Source organism: Nannocystis sp. RBIL2 (assembly GCF_026626745.1).
Taxonomy (GTDB): Bacteria; Myxococcota_A; Polyangia; order Nannocystales; family Nannocystaceae; genus Nannocystis.
Window position 1 is genome coordinate 4,768,262 of sequence record NZ_JAPNJW010000001.1, and the last position, 15,885, is coordinate 4,784,146.

Annotated in this window: 11 protein-coding genes, 5 tRNA genes and 1 pseudogene; all 17 read right to left on the bottom strand. The window is 66.2% G+C overall.

Annotated features, from left to right (window positions below; translation table 11 throughout):
• Positions 1 to 89 precede the first annotated feature (89 nt).
• The 17 genes and pseudogenes from rpsG to OV090_RS18900 all read right to left on the bottom strand — a co-directional run bounded on the left by rpsG (position 90) and on the right by OV090_RS18900 (position 15,742).
• Entirely contained in the window at positions 90 to 578 is a 489-nt protein-coding gene (rpsG, locus tag OV090_RS18820) for a 30S ribosomal protein S7 (protein ID WP_267682461.1), read from the bottom strand.
• Between the two features lie 18 nt (positions 579 to 596).
• Positions 597 to 968, bottom strand: a complete 372-nt coding sequence (gene rpsL, locus OV090_RS18825) for a 30S ribosomal protein S12 (RefSeq protein WP_096328192.1) — start codon at positions 966 to 968, stop codon at positions 597 to 599.
• 364 nt (positions 969 to 1,332) lie between these two features.
• Entirely contained in the window at positions 1,333 to 5,535 is a 4,203-nt protein-coding gene (gene rpoC / locus OV090_RS18830; RefSeq protein ID WP_267705173.1) for a DNA-directed RNA polymerase subunit beta', read from the bottom strand.
• 96 nt (positions 5,536 to 5,631) lie between these two features.
• A pseudogene (gene rpoB, locus OV090_RS18835) lies at positions 5,632 to 9,744 on the bottom strand (DNA-directed RNA polymerase subunit beta); the annotation flags it as partial.
• A gap of 278 nt (positions 9,745 to 10,022) precedes the next feature.
• Positions 10,023 to 10,412, bottom strand: a complete 390-nt coding sequence (gene rplL / locus OV090_RS18840; RefSeq protein WP_267705176.1) for a 50S ribosomal protein L7/L12 — start codon at positions 10,410 to 10,412, stop codon at positions 10,023 to 10,025.
• A gap of 63 nt (positions 10,413 to 10,475) precedes the next feature.
• Entirely contained in the window at positions 10,476 to 11,063 is a 588-nt protein-coding gene (rplJ, locus tag OV090_RS18845; protein ID WP_346660368.1) for a 50S ribosomal protein L10, read from the bottom strand.
• A 168-nt stretch (positions 11,064 to 11,231) separates the two neighbouring features.
• Positions 11,232 to 11,933 carry a 50S ribosomal protein L1 gene (rplA, locus tag OV090_RS18850; RefSeq protein WP_267705182.1) on the bottom strand — a complete coding sequence of 234 codons (702 nt, stop codon included), beginning with the start codon at positions 11,931 to 11,933 and terminating at the stop codon, positions 11,232 to 11,234.
• A 122-nt stretch (positions 11,934 to 12,055) separates the two neighbouring features.
• Positions 12,056 to 12,496 carry a 50S ribosomal protein L11 gene (gene rplK, locus OV090_RS18855; protein WP_267705184.1) on the bottom strand — a complete coding sequence of 147 codons (441 nt, stop codon included), beginning with the start codon at positions 12,494 to 12,496 and terminating at the stop codon, positions 12,056 to 12,058.
• 130 nt (positions 12,497 to 12,626) lie between these two features.
• Positions 12,627 to 13,163 carry a transcription termination/antitermination protein NusG gene (gene nusG / locus OV090_RS18860; RefSeq protein WP_224192981.1) on the bottom strand — a complete coding sequence of 179 codons (537 nt, stop codon included), beginning with the start codon at positions 13,161 to 13,163 and terminating at the stop codon, positions 12,627 to 12,629.
• A 21-nt stretch (positions 13,164 to 13,184) separates the two neighbouring features.
• Positions 13,185 to 13,613 (bottom strand): preprotein translocase subunit SecE, encoded by a 429-nt coding sequence (gene secE / locus OV090_RS18865; protein ID WP_267705186.1) that lies wholly within the window; start codon positions 13,611 to 13,613, stop codon positions 13,185 to 13,187.
• A gap of 46 nt (positions 13,614 to 13,659) precedes the next feature.
• A tRNA-Trp gene (locus OV090_RS18870) sits at positions 13,660 to 13,732 on the bottom strand.
• A 16-nt stretch (positions 13,733 to 13,748) separates the two neighbouring features.
• Positions 13,749 to 13,910 (bottom strand): 50S ribosomal protein L33, encoded by a 162-nt coding sequence (gene rpmG / locus OV090_RS18875; protein ID WP_267705188.1) that lies wholly within the window; start codon positions 13,908 to 13,910, stop codon positions 13,749 to 13,751.
• Positions 13,911 to 14,061: 151 nt separating this feature from the next.
• Positions 14,062 to 15,261: an elongation factor Tu gene (gene tuf / locus OV090_RS18880; RefSeq protein ID WP_267705169.1), complete on the bottom strand. Its 1,200-nt coding sequence runs from the start codon at positions 15,259 to 15,261 to the stop codon at positions 14,062 to 14,064.
• 49 nt (positions 15,262 to 15,310) lie between these two features.
• Positions 15,311 to 15,386 (bottom strand) — tRNA-Thr (locus tag OV090_RS18885).
• Positions 15,387 to 15,448: 62 nt separating this feature from the next.
• Positions 15,449 to 15,521 (bottom strand) — tRNA-Gly (locus tag OV090_RS18890).
• Between the two features lie 9 nt (positions 15,522 to 15,530).
• A tRNA-Tyr gene (locus OV090_RS18895) sits at positions 15,531 to 15,615 on the bottom strand.
• Between the two features lie 54 nt (positions 15,616 to 15,669).
• Positions 15,670 to 15,742 (bottom strand) — tRNA-Thr (locus tag OV090_RS18900).
• Between the last annotated feature and the right edge of the window lie 143 nt (positions 15,743 to 15,885).

Genomic DNA, 15,885 nt, shown 5'->3' on the forward strand with positions numbered 1-15,885 from the left:
GCCCGCGAAGGGGCCGGACATCCGGAGCTGAAGGAGAGAGAGAGGAGAGAAAGATCGAACGGCCCGCGCGGGACGAACCGTGAAGTCGACTACCAGCGGTAGTGGGCGAAGGCCTTGTTGGCCTCGGCCATCTTGTGCGTGTCTTCGCGCTTCTTGACGGCGCCGCCGCGGTTCTGGGCCGCGTCGAGCATCTCGTTGGCGAGACGCTCACGCATGGTCTTCTCGGGACGCGAGCGGGCGAAGCCGATCAGCCAGCGGTACGCCAGGGCCTGGCCGCGCTCGGGGCGGACCTCGATCGGGACCTGGTAGTTGGAGCCGCCGACGCGACGCGAACGGACCTCGAGGCGCGGGAAGACGTTGGAGATCGCCTTCTCGAACACCTTGACCGGGTCGTCCTTGGTGCGCTCGGAGATGATGTCGAAGGCGCCGAAGACGATCTTCTCGGCGATCGACTTCTTGCCGGCGCGCATGATGCCGCAGATGAACTTGTGGATGTTCCGGTTCACGTCCACGGGGTGGTCGGTGTACCGGATGTCGTTCTGCGGGCGCTTCCGCGTGGTGATACCTTTGCGCGACATGGTCGTCCTTCTAAGTCACTACTTGGGCCGCTTGGCGCCGTACTTGGAGCGCCGCTGGCGACGGCCGTTGACGCCGGTGGTGTCGAGGGTGCCGCGCACGACGTGGTAGCGGACGCCGGGGAGGTCCTTCACGCGACCGCCGCGGATCAGCACCATCGAGTGCTCCTGCAGGTTGTGACCCTCGCCCGGGATGTACGTGGTCACTTCCATGCCGTTGGTGAGGCGGACGCGAGCGACCTTGCGGAGCGCGGAGTTCGGCTTCTTCGGCGTGCAGGTGTACACGCGGACGCACACGCCGCGCTTCTGCGGGCAACCGCGCAGCGCCGGAGCCGTCGTCTTCTTCTTCTGCAGTTCGCGTCCCTTGCGGACAAGCTGATTGATCGTCGGCATGCGCCGTGAAGCCTTTCCAGATTTCGGGCCGGGCTCAGGCCCGGAGAGCCGTGGGTGGGTTTCGCAAGGTCCGAGCCCGAGAGAGTCAGACCTGTTCGCTTTTGCCCCCTGCGGCTGGGGGGCTGTTTATATAGGGGGGCGCCAGCCAGATCAAGCATCGCCGCCGGCGTGGCGCGGGGGGCCGGACCGCCGTCCGAACCCCTCAGAGCGAGGAAGAACGGCCTGGAGTGCGAACCAGGCCCGGGCTGTGGGGGCGGGGCACGCGTCGCTCGTGTGCTGCCGCAGGGGTGTGATCGGGAGATCTGCTCCCTGCCCCTCCCACGAACGGAGTCGGCGCGTTTTGCGCCGACCCCGTCGAGACGCTTCAGTCCTGCACGTTGATGAGGTCGCGCTCGTTGGAGCGACGCGCGATCGGCTCGGCGTTCGGGTCGTGCTGCGCCTGGTCGTCCGAGACCATGTGCAGGCGATCGTAGACCGTGAGGCCGGTGCCGGCGGGGATCAGCCGGCCCATGATCACGTTCTCCTTGAGGCCGCGCAGGAAGTCGATCTTGCCCTGCAGGGCCGCCTCGGTGAGCACCTTGGTGGTCTCCTGGAACGACGAGGCGCTGATGAAGCTCTCGGTCGACAGCGAGGCCTTGGTGATGCCGAGCAGCAGCGCCTGGCCGGTCGCCGGCGTGCCGCCGAGCGCCGCGACGCGCTGGTTCTCTTGCTGGAAGATCTGCCGCTCGACGTGATCGTCGGCCAGGAAGTTGGTGTCGCCCGGATCCTTGATCCGCACGCGCCGCATCATCTGCCGCACGATCGTCTCGATGTGCTTGTCGTTGATCTTCACGCCCTGCAGTCGATAGACCTCCTGGATCTCGTCGAGCAGGTAGGACGCCAGCGCCTTCTCGCCGAGCACCGCGAGGATGTCGTGCGGGTTGGCCGGGCCGTCCATCAGCTTCTCGCCGGCGCGGACGCGGTCGCCCTCGCGCACGAGCAGGTGGCGGACCTTGGGTACCAGGTACTCCTTCGGCTCGCCGTGCTCGGCGGTGACGATGATGCGCCGCTTGCCGCCCTTGTCCTTGCCGAAGCTGACGACGCCGTCGATCTCCGAGATGATCGCGTGGTCCTTCGGCGTGCGCGCCTCGAACAGCTCGACCACGCGCGGCAGACCGCCCGTGATGTCCTTGGTCTTGGTCGACTCGCGCGGCAGCTTGGCGATGACGTCGCCGGCGGTCACCTTCGTGCCCTCGGTGAGGGTGAAGGCCGCGCCGACCGGGAGGAAGTAACGCGCCTCGTGCTTGCCGTAGACGCGGATGACCTCGCCGTCGTCGTTCTTGATGACGAAGCGCGGGCGCGCGTCGGGGTCGCGGCTCTCCTGCACGACCATGCTCGAGTGCTGGGTGCTCTCGTCGACCCGCACCGCCATGGTCACGCCCTCGATGATGTCGCCGTACTCGATGGTACCGGTGACCTCGACGATGATCGGCAGGGTGAACGGGTCCCACTCGGCCATCAGTTGGCCGGGCTTGACCACCTCGCCGTCCTTGACGCGCAGCCGCGCGCCGTAGACCAGGTCGTAGCGCTCGCGCGGGCGACCCTTCTCGTCGAGCAGGTTGAGCTGCGCGTGGCGGTTCATGACCACCGAGTACGGGCCGTCCTTGTCCTCGCGGCCGGTCGTGAGCTCGATGTCCTCGAGCTTGACGGTGCCGCCGAAGCGCGCCGCCAGCTGCGACTGCTCGGCGGTGATGTTGCCGACGCCGCCGATGTGGAACGTGCGCATCGTCAGCTGCGTGCCGGGCTCGCCGATCGACTGGGCGGCGATGATGCCGACCGCCTCGCCGACGTCGACCATGTTGCCGCGGGCCAGGTCGCGCCCGTAGCACTTGGCGCAGATGCCCCGCAGCGCCTCGCAGGTGAGCACGCTGCGGATCCTCACCGACTGGATGCCGGCGTCGTCGACCTGACGCGCGCGGGTCTCGTCGATCAGGTCGCCCTCGGCGATGATCAGGTCGTCGGTGCCCGGACGGTACAGCGGCTCGAGCGCGACGCGGCCGAGGACGCGGTCCGCCAGGCGCTCGATGACCTCGCCCGACTCGACCAGCGCGGTCATGTCGAGGCCCTGGATCGTGCCGCAGTCGAACTCCGTGATCACGGCCTCCTGGGCGACGTCGACCAGGCGGCGGGTGAGGTACCCGGAGTTCGCGGTCTTGAGCGCGGTGTCGGCGAGGCCCTTGCGCGCGCCGTGCGTCGAGATGAAGTACTGGAGAACCGTGAGGCCCTCGCGGAAGTTGGTCGTGATCGGGAACTCGATGATCTCGCCCGAGGGACGAGCCATGAGGCCGCGCATGCCGGCGAGCTGGCGCATCTGCTGCCGCGAACCGCGGGCGCCCGAGTCGGCCATGATGTAGACCGAGTTGAACGACGGCTGCTTGACCTGCTTCCCGGTCCGCTCGTCGCTGAGGACGGCGGTCGAGATGCCCTCCATCATCGCGTTGGCGATCTGCTCGGAGACGTTCGCCCAGATGTCGATGATCTTGTTGTAGCGCTCGCCCGAGGTGATGAGGCCGTCGGCGTACTGCGCCATGATGCGCTTGACCTCGGTGGTCGCCTGCTGGAGCAGCTTCTTCTTGGCCTCGGGGATGACCATGTCATCCATGCAGATCGAGATGCCGGCCTTGGTCGCCTCGCTGTAGCCGGTGCTGCGCAGGTAGTCGGCCATCAGGACGGTGGCCTTCTGCCCGCACAGGCGGTAGCAGGTGTCGATCAGCTCGTTGAGCTCCTTCTTGCCCAGCGAACGGTTGACCATCGGGAACGGGATCTTCTTGGGGATGCCGCCCTCGTACAGCAGGACGCGCCCGACGGTGCTGTCGAGCATCGGCTTGCCCGGCTCCATGCGCACGCGGACGCGGGCCTGCAGGTGCGCGGCCCCGTGGTCGTAGGCCATGCGCACCTCGGCCGGGGAGCCGAAGTGGCCGATGAAGAAGCCGTCTTGGGCCGGGTTCTCGTTGACGCCGCCGTGGGCGAAGGCCCGCTCGCGCGTCATGTAGTAGAGGCCGAGGACGATGTCCTGCGACGGGACGATGATCGGCCGGCCGTGCGCGGGGCTGAGGATGTTGTTGGTCGACATCATCAGCACGCGCGCCTCCATCTGCGACTCGATGCACAGCGGGAGGTGGACGGCCATCTGGTCGCCGTCGAAGTCGGCGTTGAAGGCGGTGCAGACCAGCGGGTGCAGCTGGATCGCCTTGCCCTCGATCAGCACCGGCTCGAACGCCTGGATGCCGAGGCGGTGGAGCGTCGGCGCGCGGTTGAGCAGCAGCGGGTGCTCCTTGATCACCTCGTCGAGGATGTCCCAGACCTCCGGGGCCTCCTTCTCGACCATCCGCTTGGCGCTCTTGATGGTGGTGACGAGCCCCTGCGCCTCGAGCCGGTTGTAGATGAACGGCTTGAACAGCTCGAGGGCCATCTTCTTGGGGATGCCGACCTCGTGCAGGCGCAGCTCGGGACCGACGACGATGACGCTACGGCCCGAGTAGTCGACGCGCTTGCCGAGCAGGTTCTGGCGGAACCGGCCCGACTTGCCGCGCAGCATGTCGGACAGCGACTTCAGCGGGCGCTTGTTGGGGCCTGTGATCGTCTTGCCGCGGCGGCCGTTGTCGAACAGCGCGTCGACGGCCTCCTGCAGCATACGCTTCTCGTTGCGGATGATGATCTCCGGCGCGGCCAGCTCCTGCAGGCGCTTGAGCCGGTTGTTGCGGTTGATCACCCGGCGGTACAGGTCGTTGAGGTCGGAGCTGGCGAAGCGGCCGCCGTCGAGCGGGACGAGCGGGCGCAGGTCGGGCGGCAGCACCGGCACGACCTCGAGCATCATCCACTCGGGCTTGTTGCCGCTGTTGCGGAAGGCCTCGACCACGCGCAGGCGCTTGGCCGCCTTCTTGCGCTTGGCCTCGCTGGTGGCGCCGGCGATCTCCGCCCGCAGGTTGCGGGCCTCGACCACCGGGTCGATGCGCGACAGCAGCTCCTTGATCGCCTCGGCGCCCATGCCGGCGTTGAACGCTTCGGGGCCGAGCTCCTCCATCAGCTGGTCGAAGCGCTCCTCGCTGAGCAGCTCGCGCTCCTCGAGCCCGGAGTCCTTCGGGTCGATGACGATGTAGGCCTCGCAGTAGAGGACCTTCTCGAGCTTGGTCAACGGGATGTCGAGGATGTTGCCGATGCGCGACGGCAGGCTCTTGAGGAACCAGATGTGCGCGACCGGGGTCGCCAGGTCGATGTGACCCGCGCGCTCACGCCGGACCTTGGAGTGGATGACCTCGACGCCGCACTTCTCGCACACGACCCCGCGGTGCTTCATGCGCTTGTACTTGCCGCAGAGGCACTCGTAGTCCTTGATGGGCCCGAAGATCTTGGCGCAGAACAGGCCGTCGCGCTCGGGCTTGAAGGTCCGGTAGTTGATCGTCTCGGGGTTCTTGACCTCCCCGTACGACCAGTCGCGGATGACCTTCGGCGAGGCGACGCCGATCCGGAGCGCGTTGAAGTAGGTGGCCTCTTTCTGCTTCTCGAAGAAACTGAAGATGTCTCTCATGGCCGTGTCTCCTTGTTCGCTTTCTCCGGGTGATTACTCCGCCGCCGACATCGCCTCGCGGGAGACGCCGGTGACCACGCCCGTCTCCGCGTTGACGTCGACGAGCTCGATGTTCAGGCACAGGGCCTGCAGCTCCTTGAGGAGCACGTTGAACGACTCCGGCACGCCCGGCTGCATGGTCGGCTGGCCCTTGACGATGGACTCGTACATCCGCATGCGGCCGACGACGTCGTCCGACTTGACGGTGAGCAGCTCCTGCAGCGCGTAGGCGGCGCCGTAGGCCTCGAGCGCCCAGACCTCCATCTCGCCGAGGCGCTGGCCGCCGAACTGGGCCTTGCCGCCGAGCGGCTGCTGGGTGACGAGCGAGTACGGGCCGATGCTGCGGGCGTGGATCTTGTCGTCCACGAGGTGGTGCAGCTTGAGCATGTACATGATGCCGACGGTGACGTTCTCCTCGAACGCCTCGCCGGTGCGGCCGTCGAACAGGATCGCCTGGCCGCTCTCGGGCACGCCGGCCTTGTTGAGCGTGCCCTTGACCTCGGTCTCGAGCGCGCCGTCGAACACCGGCGTGGCCATGTGGACGCCGCGCCGCAGCTTGTCGGCGAAGCGGATCACGTCGTCGTCGCCGAGACCGTCGATGAAGCGCTGGGCCTCCTTGGTCTCGTAGATCTTCTTCAGCTGGGTGCGCAGGACCTCGGGCGAGAACTTGGTCTGCATGTAGCGGTCGATCTGCTGCCCGAGCTCGTAGGCGGCCCACCCGAGGTGGACCTCGAGGATCTGGCCGACGTTCATGCGCGACGGCACGCCGAGCGGGTTGAGCACGATGTCGACCGGGCTGCCGTCCTCGAGGTACGGCAGGTCCTCGATCGGCAGGATCCGCGAGATCACGCCCTTGTTGCCGTGGCGGCCGGCCATCTTGTCGCCGACCTGCAGCTTGCGCTTGATGGCGACGTAGACCTTGACCATCTTGATGACGCCGGGCGGCAGCTCGTCGCCCTTGGTCAGCTTGGCGATCTTCTCGCGGTAGATGGTCTCGATCTCGTCGAGGTCCTTCTCGAGGCGGCGGGCCAGAGCCTCGACGACCTCGGTGTCCTCGGCGGTGGTGAGCGAGAACCGGCCCCACTCGCCGCGCGGCACGTCGGCCAGGTTGGCCTCGGTGAGCACCACGCCGGCGGTGATGAGCTCGCGGCCGGCGTCGTCGACCAGCTTGGCCGCGGTGGTCTTGCCGACCAGGATCTCCTTCATCCGGTTGTAGTAGCCGTCGGACACGATGGCGACGTTGTCGCGCCGGTCCTGCATCAGCTTCTCGCGCTCGGCGTCCTCGATCTGCTGGGCGCGCGTGTCCTTCTCGACCGACTTGCGGGCGAACACCCGCGCGTCGATGACGATGCCGCTGACGCCCGGCGGCAGGCGCAGCGAGGTGTCACGCACGTCGCCGGCCTTCTCGCCGAAGATGGCGCGCAGCAGCTTCTCCTCGGGGCTGAGCTGGGTCTCGCCCTTCGGGGTGATCTTGCCGACCAGGATGTCGCCGGCCTTCACCTCGGCGCCGATGCGGGCGATGCCCGCCTCGTCGAGGTTCGCCAGCGCGTCCTCGCCGACGTTCGGGATGTCGCGCGTGATCTCTTCCTTGCCCAGCTTGGTGTCGCGGGCGACGCACTCGAACTCCTCGATGTGGATCGAGGTGTACACGTCCTCGCGGACGATGCGCTCCGACACGAGGATCGAGTCCTCGAAGTTGTAGCCCTGCCACGGCATGAACGCGACGACCACGTTCTGGCCGAGCGCCAGCTCGCCGCGCTCCGTCGCCGCGCCGTCGGCGATGACGTCGCCCTTCTTCACGCGGTCGCCGACGCGGACGATCGGCTTCTGGTTGAGCGCGGTGTTCTGGTTCGAGCGCTGGAACTTGGTCAGGTTGTAGATGTCGGGCTTGGCACCGAGGATGCCGCGGTTCTCCTCGGTCTTGCCGGTGACCGGCTTGACGACGATGCGCGCGCCGTCGACCTGCTCGACCACACCGTCGCGCAGGGCGACGACCGTCGAACCGGAGTCGCGGGCGACGTGCATCTCCATGCCGGTGCCGATCAGCGGGGCCGCGGTGCGCAGGCACGGGACGGCCTGGCGCTGCATGTTGGAGCCCATCAGCGCGCGGTTGGCGTCGTCGTGCTCGAGGAACGGGATCAGCGAGGCCGCGACCGAGACCAGCTGGCTCGGCGAGACGTCCATCAGCGTGACCGAGGCCGGGGCGACCGCCTCGAACTCGTCGTTGTGACGGACCTGGACCTGGTCGGCCAGCAGCTTGCCGTTGTCGTCGGTGACGGCGTTGGCCTGGGCGATGAAGTGGCCCTGCTCCTGCAGCGCCGAGTAGTAGTCGACGTCCGACGAGGCGACGCCGCCGTCGACGGTGCGGTACGGCGTCTCGATGAAGCCGAACTCGTTGATGCGCGCGTACGTCGAGAGCGACGCGATGAGGCCGATGTTCGGACCTTCCGGCGTCTCGATCGGGCAGATGCGACCGTAGTGGGTGTTGTGGACGTCGCGGACCTCGAAGCCGGCGCGCTCGCGCGTCAGGCCGCCCGGGCCGAGGGCTGACAAGCGGCGCTTGTGCGTGACCTCGGACAGCGGGTTGGTCTGGTCCATGAACTGGCTCAGCTGCGAGGACGCGAAGTACTCCTTCACGACCGCCGAGACCGGCTTGGCGTTGATCAGGTCGGCCGGCATGAGCGCGTCCATCTCCTGGGACATGCTCATGCGCTCCTTGATCGCCCGCTCCATGCGCACGAGGCCGATGCGGTACTGGTTCTCCATCAGCTCGCCGACGGCGCGCACGCGGCGGTTGCCGAGGTGGTCGATGTCGTCGATCTGGCCGCGGCCGTTGCGGAGCTCGACCAGGTACTTGACCGTCTCCATGATGTCGCGCTTCGTCAGCACGGTGGAGGTCAGGCTCTCCTCGAGGCCGAATTTGTGGTTCAGCTTGAGGCGGCCGACGGTCGACAGGTCGTAGCGCTCGGGCTTGAAGAACAGCGACTCGAACAGGGTCCGCGCCGTCTCGGCCGTCGGCGGGTCGCCGGGGCGGAGGCGGCGGTAGATCTCGAGCAGCGCCTCTTCGGGCGTGTGCAGCTTGTCCTGCAGCAGGGTGTTGCGCAGGTACGGGCCGACGTTGAAGTCGTCGATGAAGAGGATCTTGAAGCTCTTGATCTTGGCGTCGGCGAGGCGACGGACGTGCTCCTCGGTGAGGTCCTCGTTGCAGTTGAGGAGCACCTCGCCGGTGATCTCGTCGATCACGTCCTCGGCCGAGACCTTGCCGACCAGGCTCTCCGCGTCCATCGGCAGGGTGCGGATGCCCGACTGCCGCATGCGCTTGATGTTCGCCTTGGTGAACTTGCGGCCCTTGCGGACGATGACCTCGCCCGTCTCGGGGTCGCGGATGTCGTGCGAGGCGCGCTGACCGGCCAGCAGATCGAAGTCGATCGCGCGGGTCAGGACGCCGCCCTCCTCGATGTTGATCGTCTCCTTGTCGTAGAAGAAGTCGAGCAGATCGGGGGTGTTATAGCCGAGCGCGCGCAGCAGCACGGTCGCGTGCAGCTTGCGCCGACGATCGATGCGGACGAAGATCGCGTCCTTGTGATCGAACTCGAAGTCGAGCCAGCTGCCGCGGTACGGGATGATGCGGGCCGAGAACAGCTTCTTGCCCGAGGCGTGGGTCTTGCCCTTGTCGTGGTCGAAGAACACACCGGGGGAGCGGTGCAGCTGCGACACGACCACGCGCTCGGTCCCGTTGATGATGAAGGTGCCGTGCGCCGTCATCAGCGGGATCTCACCGAAGTAGACCTCCTGCTCCTTGACGTCGCGGATCGACTGGGTGCCGGTCTCGTCGTCGACGTCCCACACCACCAGTCGCACCACCACCTTGATCGGCGCCGCGAACGTCATGCCGCGCGCGCGGCACTCGTCCTCGTCGTACTTGGGGCGGTCGAGGCTGTAGCTGACGAACTCGAGCGAGCTGGTCTCGCCGAAGTCCTTGATCGGGAACACGCTCTTGAAGACGGCCTGGAGCCCGATCTCCTCGCGGTTCTCCAGCGGCACGTCCCGCTGCAGGAACTTGTCGTACGACCGCTTCTGGATGTCGATGAGGTTGGGGACCTCGATGATGCGCTTGAGCTTTCCGAAGTTCTTGCGCACACGGAAGTTGTTCTGGATCATCGGTGGCATCGCGGTTCCTCAGGGGGGACGAACTGCCGAGTGAGGCAGTGGAGCGGGCCGGCAGGTTGTCTAAGCGCTAAGCGAGGCAATTGCTCAGGACTTCGGGCCTTGCGGCTCGTGAGCCAGCGAGATCGCGAAGCGGCAAAAAGTACTCGAGAATCGATGTGAGCCAGGGCTCACGGGGGCGCGAAAATGCCCCATTACAAACGCGACATGTGCACGACGCACAGGGGGCTTTCCCCCTGGCGCCGTACACGCCGGAGCAGCTTGGGCGGCGGGCCCTGAGATCACTTGATCTCGACCTCAGCGCCTGCCTCCTTGAGCTGCTTCGCCATCTCCTCGGCCTCGGCCTTGGAGATGCCTTCCTTGATGTTGGCGGGGGCGCCCTCGACCAGGTCCTTGGCCTCCTTGAGGCCGAGGGCGGGGTTGAGCACGCGGACCGCCTTGATGACGTTGATCTTCTTGTCGCCGAAGCCCTTGAGCACGACCGTGAACTCGGTCTGCTCTTCCTTCTTCTCGGCGGCGGGCGCAGCACCACCCGTGGGGGCGGCGGCGGCGACCGGCGCGGCGGCCGAAACGCCCCACTTGGTCTCGAGCTCCTTAACCAGGTTGGCGATCTCGATGACCGGAAGGTTGCTCAGGTAGTTGATGACTTGGTCGCGGGTGATGTCGGTCATGACGAATTCCTCGAAGTCTGTCGGTACAAACGGTGACGGGTTGATGAGGGACGAGCGCCGGCCTCAGGAGGCAGCGGCGAGCTGGTCCTTGCGGGCATTCAGGAGGTAGAGGAAGCTCTGCGGGCCGGCGTTCAGCACGCGGACGAAGCTCGTCGCCGGCGTGTTGAGCAGGGCCAGGAACTGCGCCTTGAGCTCGCGCGGCCCGGGCATGTCGGCGAGACGGTTGACGCCGGAGGCGTCGAGCGTCTGACCGTCGATGATGCCGCCCTTGACCTTGAAGTTCTTGGCGTCCTTGGCGAAGTCACGCGCCACGCGAGCCGCTGCACCCGGGTCCTCCGGCGAGAACGCGATCCCGGTCATGCCCTTCAACAGGGCGGCGGCCGGCTCGTGCTTCGTCCCGGTCACCGCGTAGTGGATGACCGAGTTCTTGTAGACCTGGTAGCGGCAGTTGGCGTCGCGGAACTTGTTGCGGACGTCGCTGGCCTCGGCCACGGTGATCCCGGTGTAGTCGACCAGGATGAACGCGGACACGTCGCTCAGTTCCTCGCGGAGCTTCGCCGATTGTTCGTGTTTGCTCAGGGTGGGCATCTGTGGCTCGTCTCCTCGGCCCTCCGGGTGGAGGACCGCCGAGATGGAGGACGGACGACCCATCCCCGCTTCCTCTCGTCGCTCGCTCCACTCTCGGCAGGCCGCTCTCGCGTTTACGGTCGGAAGGCCGACCACCTGCTGTCTTCGAGTGCGTGCGCCCTCGCGGGCGGCTTCTACACGTCACTTCTGCGACAGACTTGGTGAACTCCTCGAATGAAAGTTCGGGTCGGCCTAGCGCTCGAGCAGCGCGGCGACCTCGTTGGTGTCGAGGCGGACCGACGGGCCCATCGTCGACGAGAGCGCGATGCTCTTGAAGTACTTGCCCTTGGCCGTCGACGGCTTGAGGCGCTGCAGGGTGTCGAGCAGCGAGAGGATGTTCTCCCGCAGCTTGTCCGGCCCGAAGGACATCTTGCCCACGGGCGCGTGGACGATGCCGGTCTTCTCGGTGCGGAACTCGATGCGGCCGGCCTTGATCTCGCGGACCGCTCGGGCCACGTCCATGGTCACGGTGCCGACCTTGGGGTTGGGCATCAAGTTGCGGGGGCCGAGGATACGGCCGAGGCGACCGACGAGGCCCATCATGTCGGGCGTGGCGATCGCGCTGTCGAACTCGAGCCAGTTCTCCTTGAGAACGCGGTCGACCAGGTCCTCGGCGCCGACGAAATCGGCGCCCGCCTCGCGTGCCTCGTTGGCGCGCTCGCCCTTGGCGAACACGACCACGCGCAGCGACTTGCCGGTGCCGTGCGGCAGGGCGCACGACGAGCGGATCATCTGGTCGGCGTGCTTCGGGTTGACGCCCAGGCGGGCGGCGACGTCGATCGTCTCGTCGAACTTGGTGAACTTCAGCTTCGGCAGCAGCTCGACCGCTTCGGCGAGGGTGTAGCGCTTGTCGCGGTCGACCAGCTTGCGGATCGCCTCGTACTTCTTGCCCATTGTCTCTTGCCCTTTCCGGGGTCCCAGCGGCCTCTACGGCCTCCCCCGGGGTTGTCTCGGTCCGCGTGGGGCCGAGGCTCCTGTCCGCATGTCCTCAGGGACAGGAGACTGATTCTCGGCGCTCAGGCCTCGACGACGTCGATGCCCATCGAGCGCGCGGTGCCGGCGATCGTGCGCGCGGCGGCGTCGATCGAGGCGGCGTTCATGTCCTTGTACTTGTACTCGGCGATCTCGCGGACTTCCTGGGTCGTCAGCTTGCCGATCTTCTGTCGGTTCGGGACGCCCGAGCCGCCCTCGATCTTCGGGTTGGCCGCCTGCACCTTCTTCAACAACAAGATCGACGCCGGCGGGGTCTTGGTGATGAAGGTGAACGAACGGTCCGAGTAGACGGTGATGACCACCGGAATCACGAGGCCCTGGTCCTTCGCCGTGCGGGCGTTGAACTGCTTGCAGAACTCCATGATGTTGACGCCCTTGGAGCCGAGCGCAGGGCCGATCGGGGGCGCGGGGTTCGCCAGTCCGGCCTTGATCTGGAGCTTGACGTACGCGGTTACCTTCTTCATGGCAGTGCTTCGTGACGAAAAGAGTGGGTCGGGTGGGCCGACGCCGCTGGCGCCGCCCTTCAGGGACCGTGAGCTTGACGCCGCTCACTGGGCGGGACAGGCGTGCTGGCTTGTCGCAGATCCGCCGGCGTTACACAACCGGCTCGACCTCGGAAAAGTCGACCTCGACGCGCGTCGGGCGGCCGAACAACGACACCGACAGCCAGATCTTCTGCTTGTCGTTGTTGATCTCCTCCACCTCACCGGTGAAGTTGGCGAACGCGCCGCTGCGGACCCGCACCTGCTGGCCGACCGAATACGTGATGTTCGGCACGACCTTCTCGACGGGCGCCTGCTCGTCCGGCGGCGCCTGGCCGAGCATGCGGTTCATCTCCGCCTTGCGCACCGGCTTCGGGTTCTGACCGCCGAGGAAGCCGGTCACCTTCGGGGTGTTCTGGACCAGGTGCCAGCTCGCCTTGGTCAGGTCCATGCTGATGAAGATGTAACCGGGCAGAAGCTTGTTGGTCTTCTGGACGGTCTTCTTGCCGCTCCGGGTGGTCACCTTCTCCGAGGGAATCAAGATCTCCCCGAACTGCTCCTCGAGACCGGCGTTCTTGATCCGGTCCTCCAGGGCCTTCTTTACCGAGTTCTCGTAGCCCGAGAAGGTGTTGACGACGTACCACTCCATGAGAATTTGTGCCCCGATCCGTCAGAGAGCGTAGAGCCAGTCCGTCACGTTGGACCAGAACAGGTCCATCATCGCCAGGATGACGGAGCAGACGAGCGTGAGGACGACGACCACGATCGTGGCGACCCGCGTCTCCGCCTTGGTCGGCCACGTCACCTGCGAGACTTCGACAGCGACCTCGCTCACGAACGTGAACCAGCGCTTGTTCCGCCAGGCGATGAGGGCGCAGACTAGGGCGATGCCAGTGCCGATCGCCGAAGCGAGGTTCGGCGCCGGGCGACCGAGCTGCCGGGGCCAGTACGACCACAGCAACGCCCACATGTCCTCGGTGAGGTTGCTCAGGACGTACGCGAGCAGCAGAAAGCCGAGGAAAAACGCTGCGTGGGCCCACCGACTGGGGTCGAACTCACGGGCGACAACGAGCTTTCGATTGCGCGGCGGGGTCGTCATGGCAGGGGCTCAGAGTGTCCGAAGTTCGGCCATCTCTGACAGGAAGCAGGGGGTGGGGGACTCGAACCCTCGGCCTGCGGATTTGGAGTCCGCTGCTCTACCAACTGAGCTAACCCCCTGTAAGATCCCACTCTTCTACTTAGTCTCCTTGTGATCCGCGTGCTTCCGGCAGTGGCGGCAGAACTTCTTGAGGACGACCTTCTCGGGCGTCGTCCGCTTGTTCTTGGTCGAGGAGTAATTGCGCCGCTTACAGGTCTGGCACTCGAGCTGGATGATGATGCGGTTGCCGGCAGCCATAGGAGCCTCAACAGGCGAAGGGGTCCGGTTCTAGCAAGACCCGTTCCGGTTGACAAGTTCGAGCCCGGAGGCCGGCATGGGCCGGCAAACCGGGGAGTTAGGGCAAAACAAGGCGGGGGTCACGCCCCCCGCCCTGCCGTTCTCGAGTGGTCTACTCGAGGATCTTGGTGACGACGCCGGCGCCGACAGTCTTGCCACCCTCACGGATGGCGAACTTCAGGCCCTCTTCGCAGGCGATCGTGCTGTGCAGCTCGACGGTGATCTCGATGTTGTCACCGGGCATCACCATCTCGACGCCCTCGGGCAGCGTCACCGAGCCCGTCACGTCCGTCGTGCGGAAGTAGAACTGCGGCCGGTAGCCCTTGAAGAACGGCGTGTGACGGCCGCCCTCCTCCTTCTTCAGCACGTACACCGTCGCGTTGAACTTCTTGTGCGGGGTGATCGTGCCCGGCTTGCAAAGCACCTGGCCACGCTCCACGCCCTCGCGGTCGATGCCGCGGATCAGCAGGCCGACGTTGTCGCCCGCCTGACCCTGGTCGAGCAGCTTGCGGAACATCTCGACGCCGGTCACCGTCGTCTTCTGCGTGTCGCGCAGACCGACGATCTGAACCTCGTCGCCGACCTTGATGATACCGCGCTCGACGCGACCAGTGGTCACGGTGCCGCGGCCCGAGATCGTGAACACGTCCTCGACCGGCATCAGGAACGGCTTGTCCAGCTCGCGCACCGGCTGCGGGATGAACGAGTCGCACGCGTCCATCAGCTCCCAGATGCACTTCGCGTCCGCGTGATCCCACGACGGCGCGTTCAGGGCCTTCAGCGCGCTCCCGCGGGTGATCGGGACGTTGTCGCCGTCGAACTGGTACTTCGACAGCAGCTCGCGCAGCTCGACCTCGACCAGCTCCAGCATCTCCTCGTCGCCCGCGCCGATCATGTCGCACTTGTTCAGGAACACCACGATCGCCGGGATGCCCACCTGACGGCCGAGCAGGATGTGCTCACGCGTCTGCGGCATCGGACCGTCCGGCGCCGACACGACGAGGATCGCCCCGTCCATCTGCGCCGCGCCCGTGATCATGTTCTTGATGTAGTCCGCGTGACCGGGGCAGTCCACGTGCGCGTAGTGCCGCGCGTTCGACTCGTACTCCACGTGCGCCGTCGAGATCGTGATGCCGCGCGCCCGCTCCTCGGGCGCCTTGTCGATCATGTCGTAGCCCTTGAACTCCGCCTGTCCCTTCAGGCTCAGCACCTTCGTGATCGCCGCCGTCAGCGTCGTCTTCCCGTGGTCGACATGGCCGATCGTGCCGATGTTCACGTGGGGCTTGTTCCGTACGAATGTTTCCTTCGCCATGGCTGTGCTTCTTTGCGGGTGACGGGTTCAGTCGTCGAGAGGGATTCTCTGGAGCCCATGAGCGGATTCGAACCGCTGACCTCATCCTTACCAAGGATGTGCTCTACCAACTGAGCTACATGGGCGTGAAGTTGTCAGGACGCAGAGGCCGGGAGGGCCTGATTACAAATGCGCGGGTCGCGCAGAGAGCGGGAGACGAGGGTCGAACTCGCGACATTCAGCTTGGAAGGCTGACGCTCTACCAACTGAGCTACTCCCGCGGTAGGCAGTGGATGGGGAAGGATTCGAACCTTCGAAGCGCGGTGCGCGGCAGATTTACAGTCTGCTCCCTTTGGCCGACTCGGGCACCCATCCTCGTGGTGTGGAACGATCGCTGCGCGCGTGGCCCGGAGGCCGTTCGACGTGGAGAGCTGGCGATGGGACTCGAACCCGCAGCCGCCTGATTACAAATCAGGTGCTCTACCAATTGAGCTACGCCAGCGTGTGGTGAGAATTCCTCCGGGGGTCTTCGTGGCGGTCGTTCCGCCGGTCAAGTGTCGGGCTACAGGCTAACGGTAAGCGTCGGACCCGGTGAGGGTCCGAAAGTGGACGCGGTGTATAGCCGCGGATCTGGGAGAGTGTCAA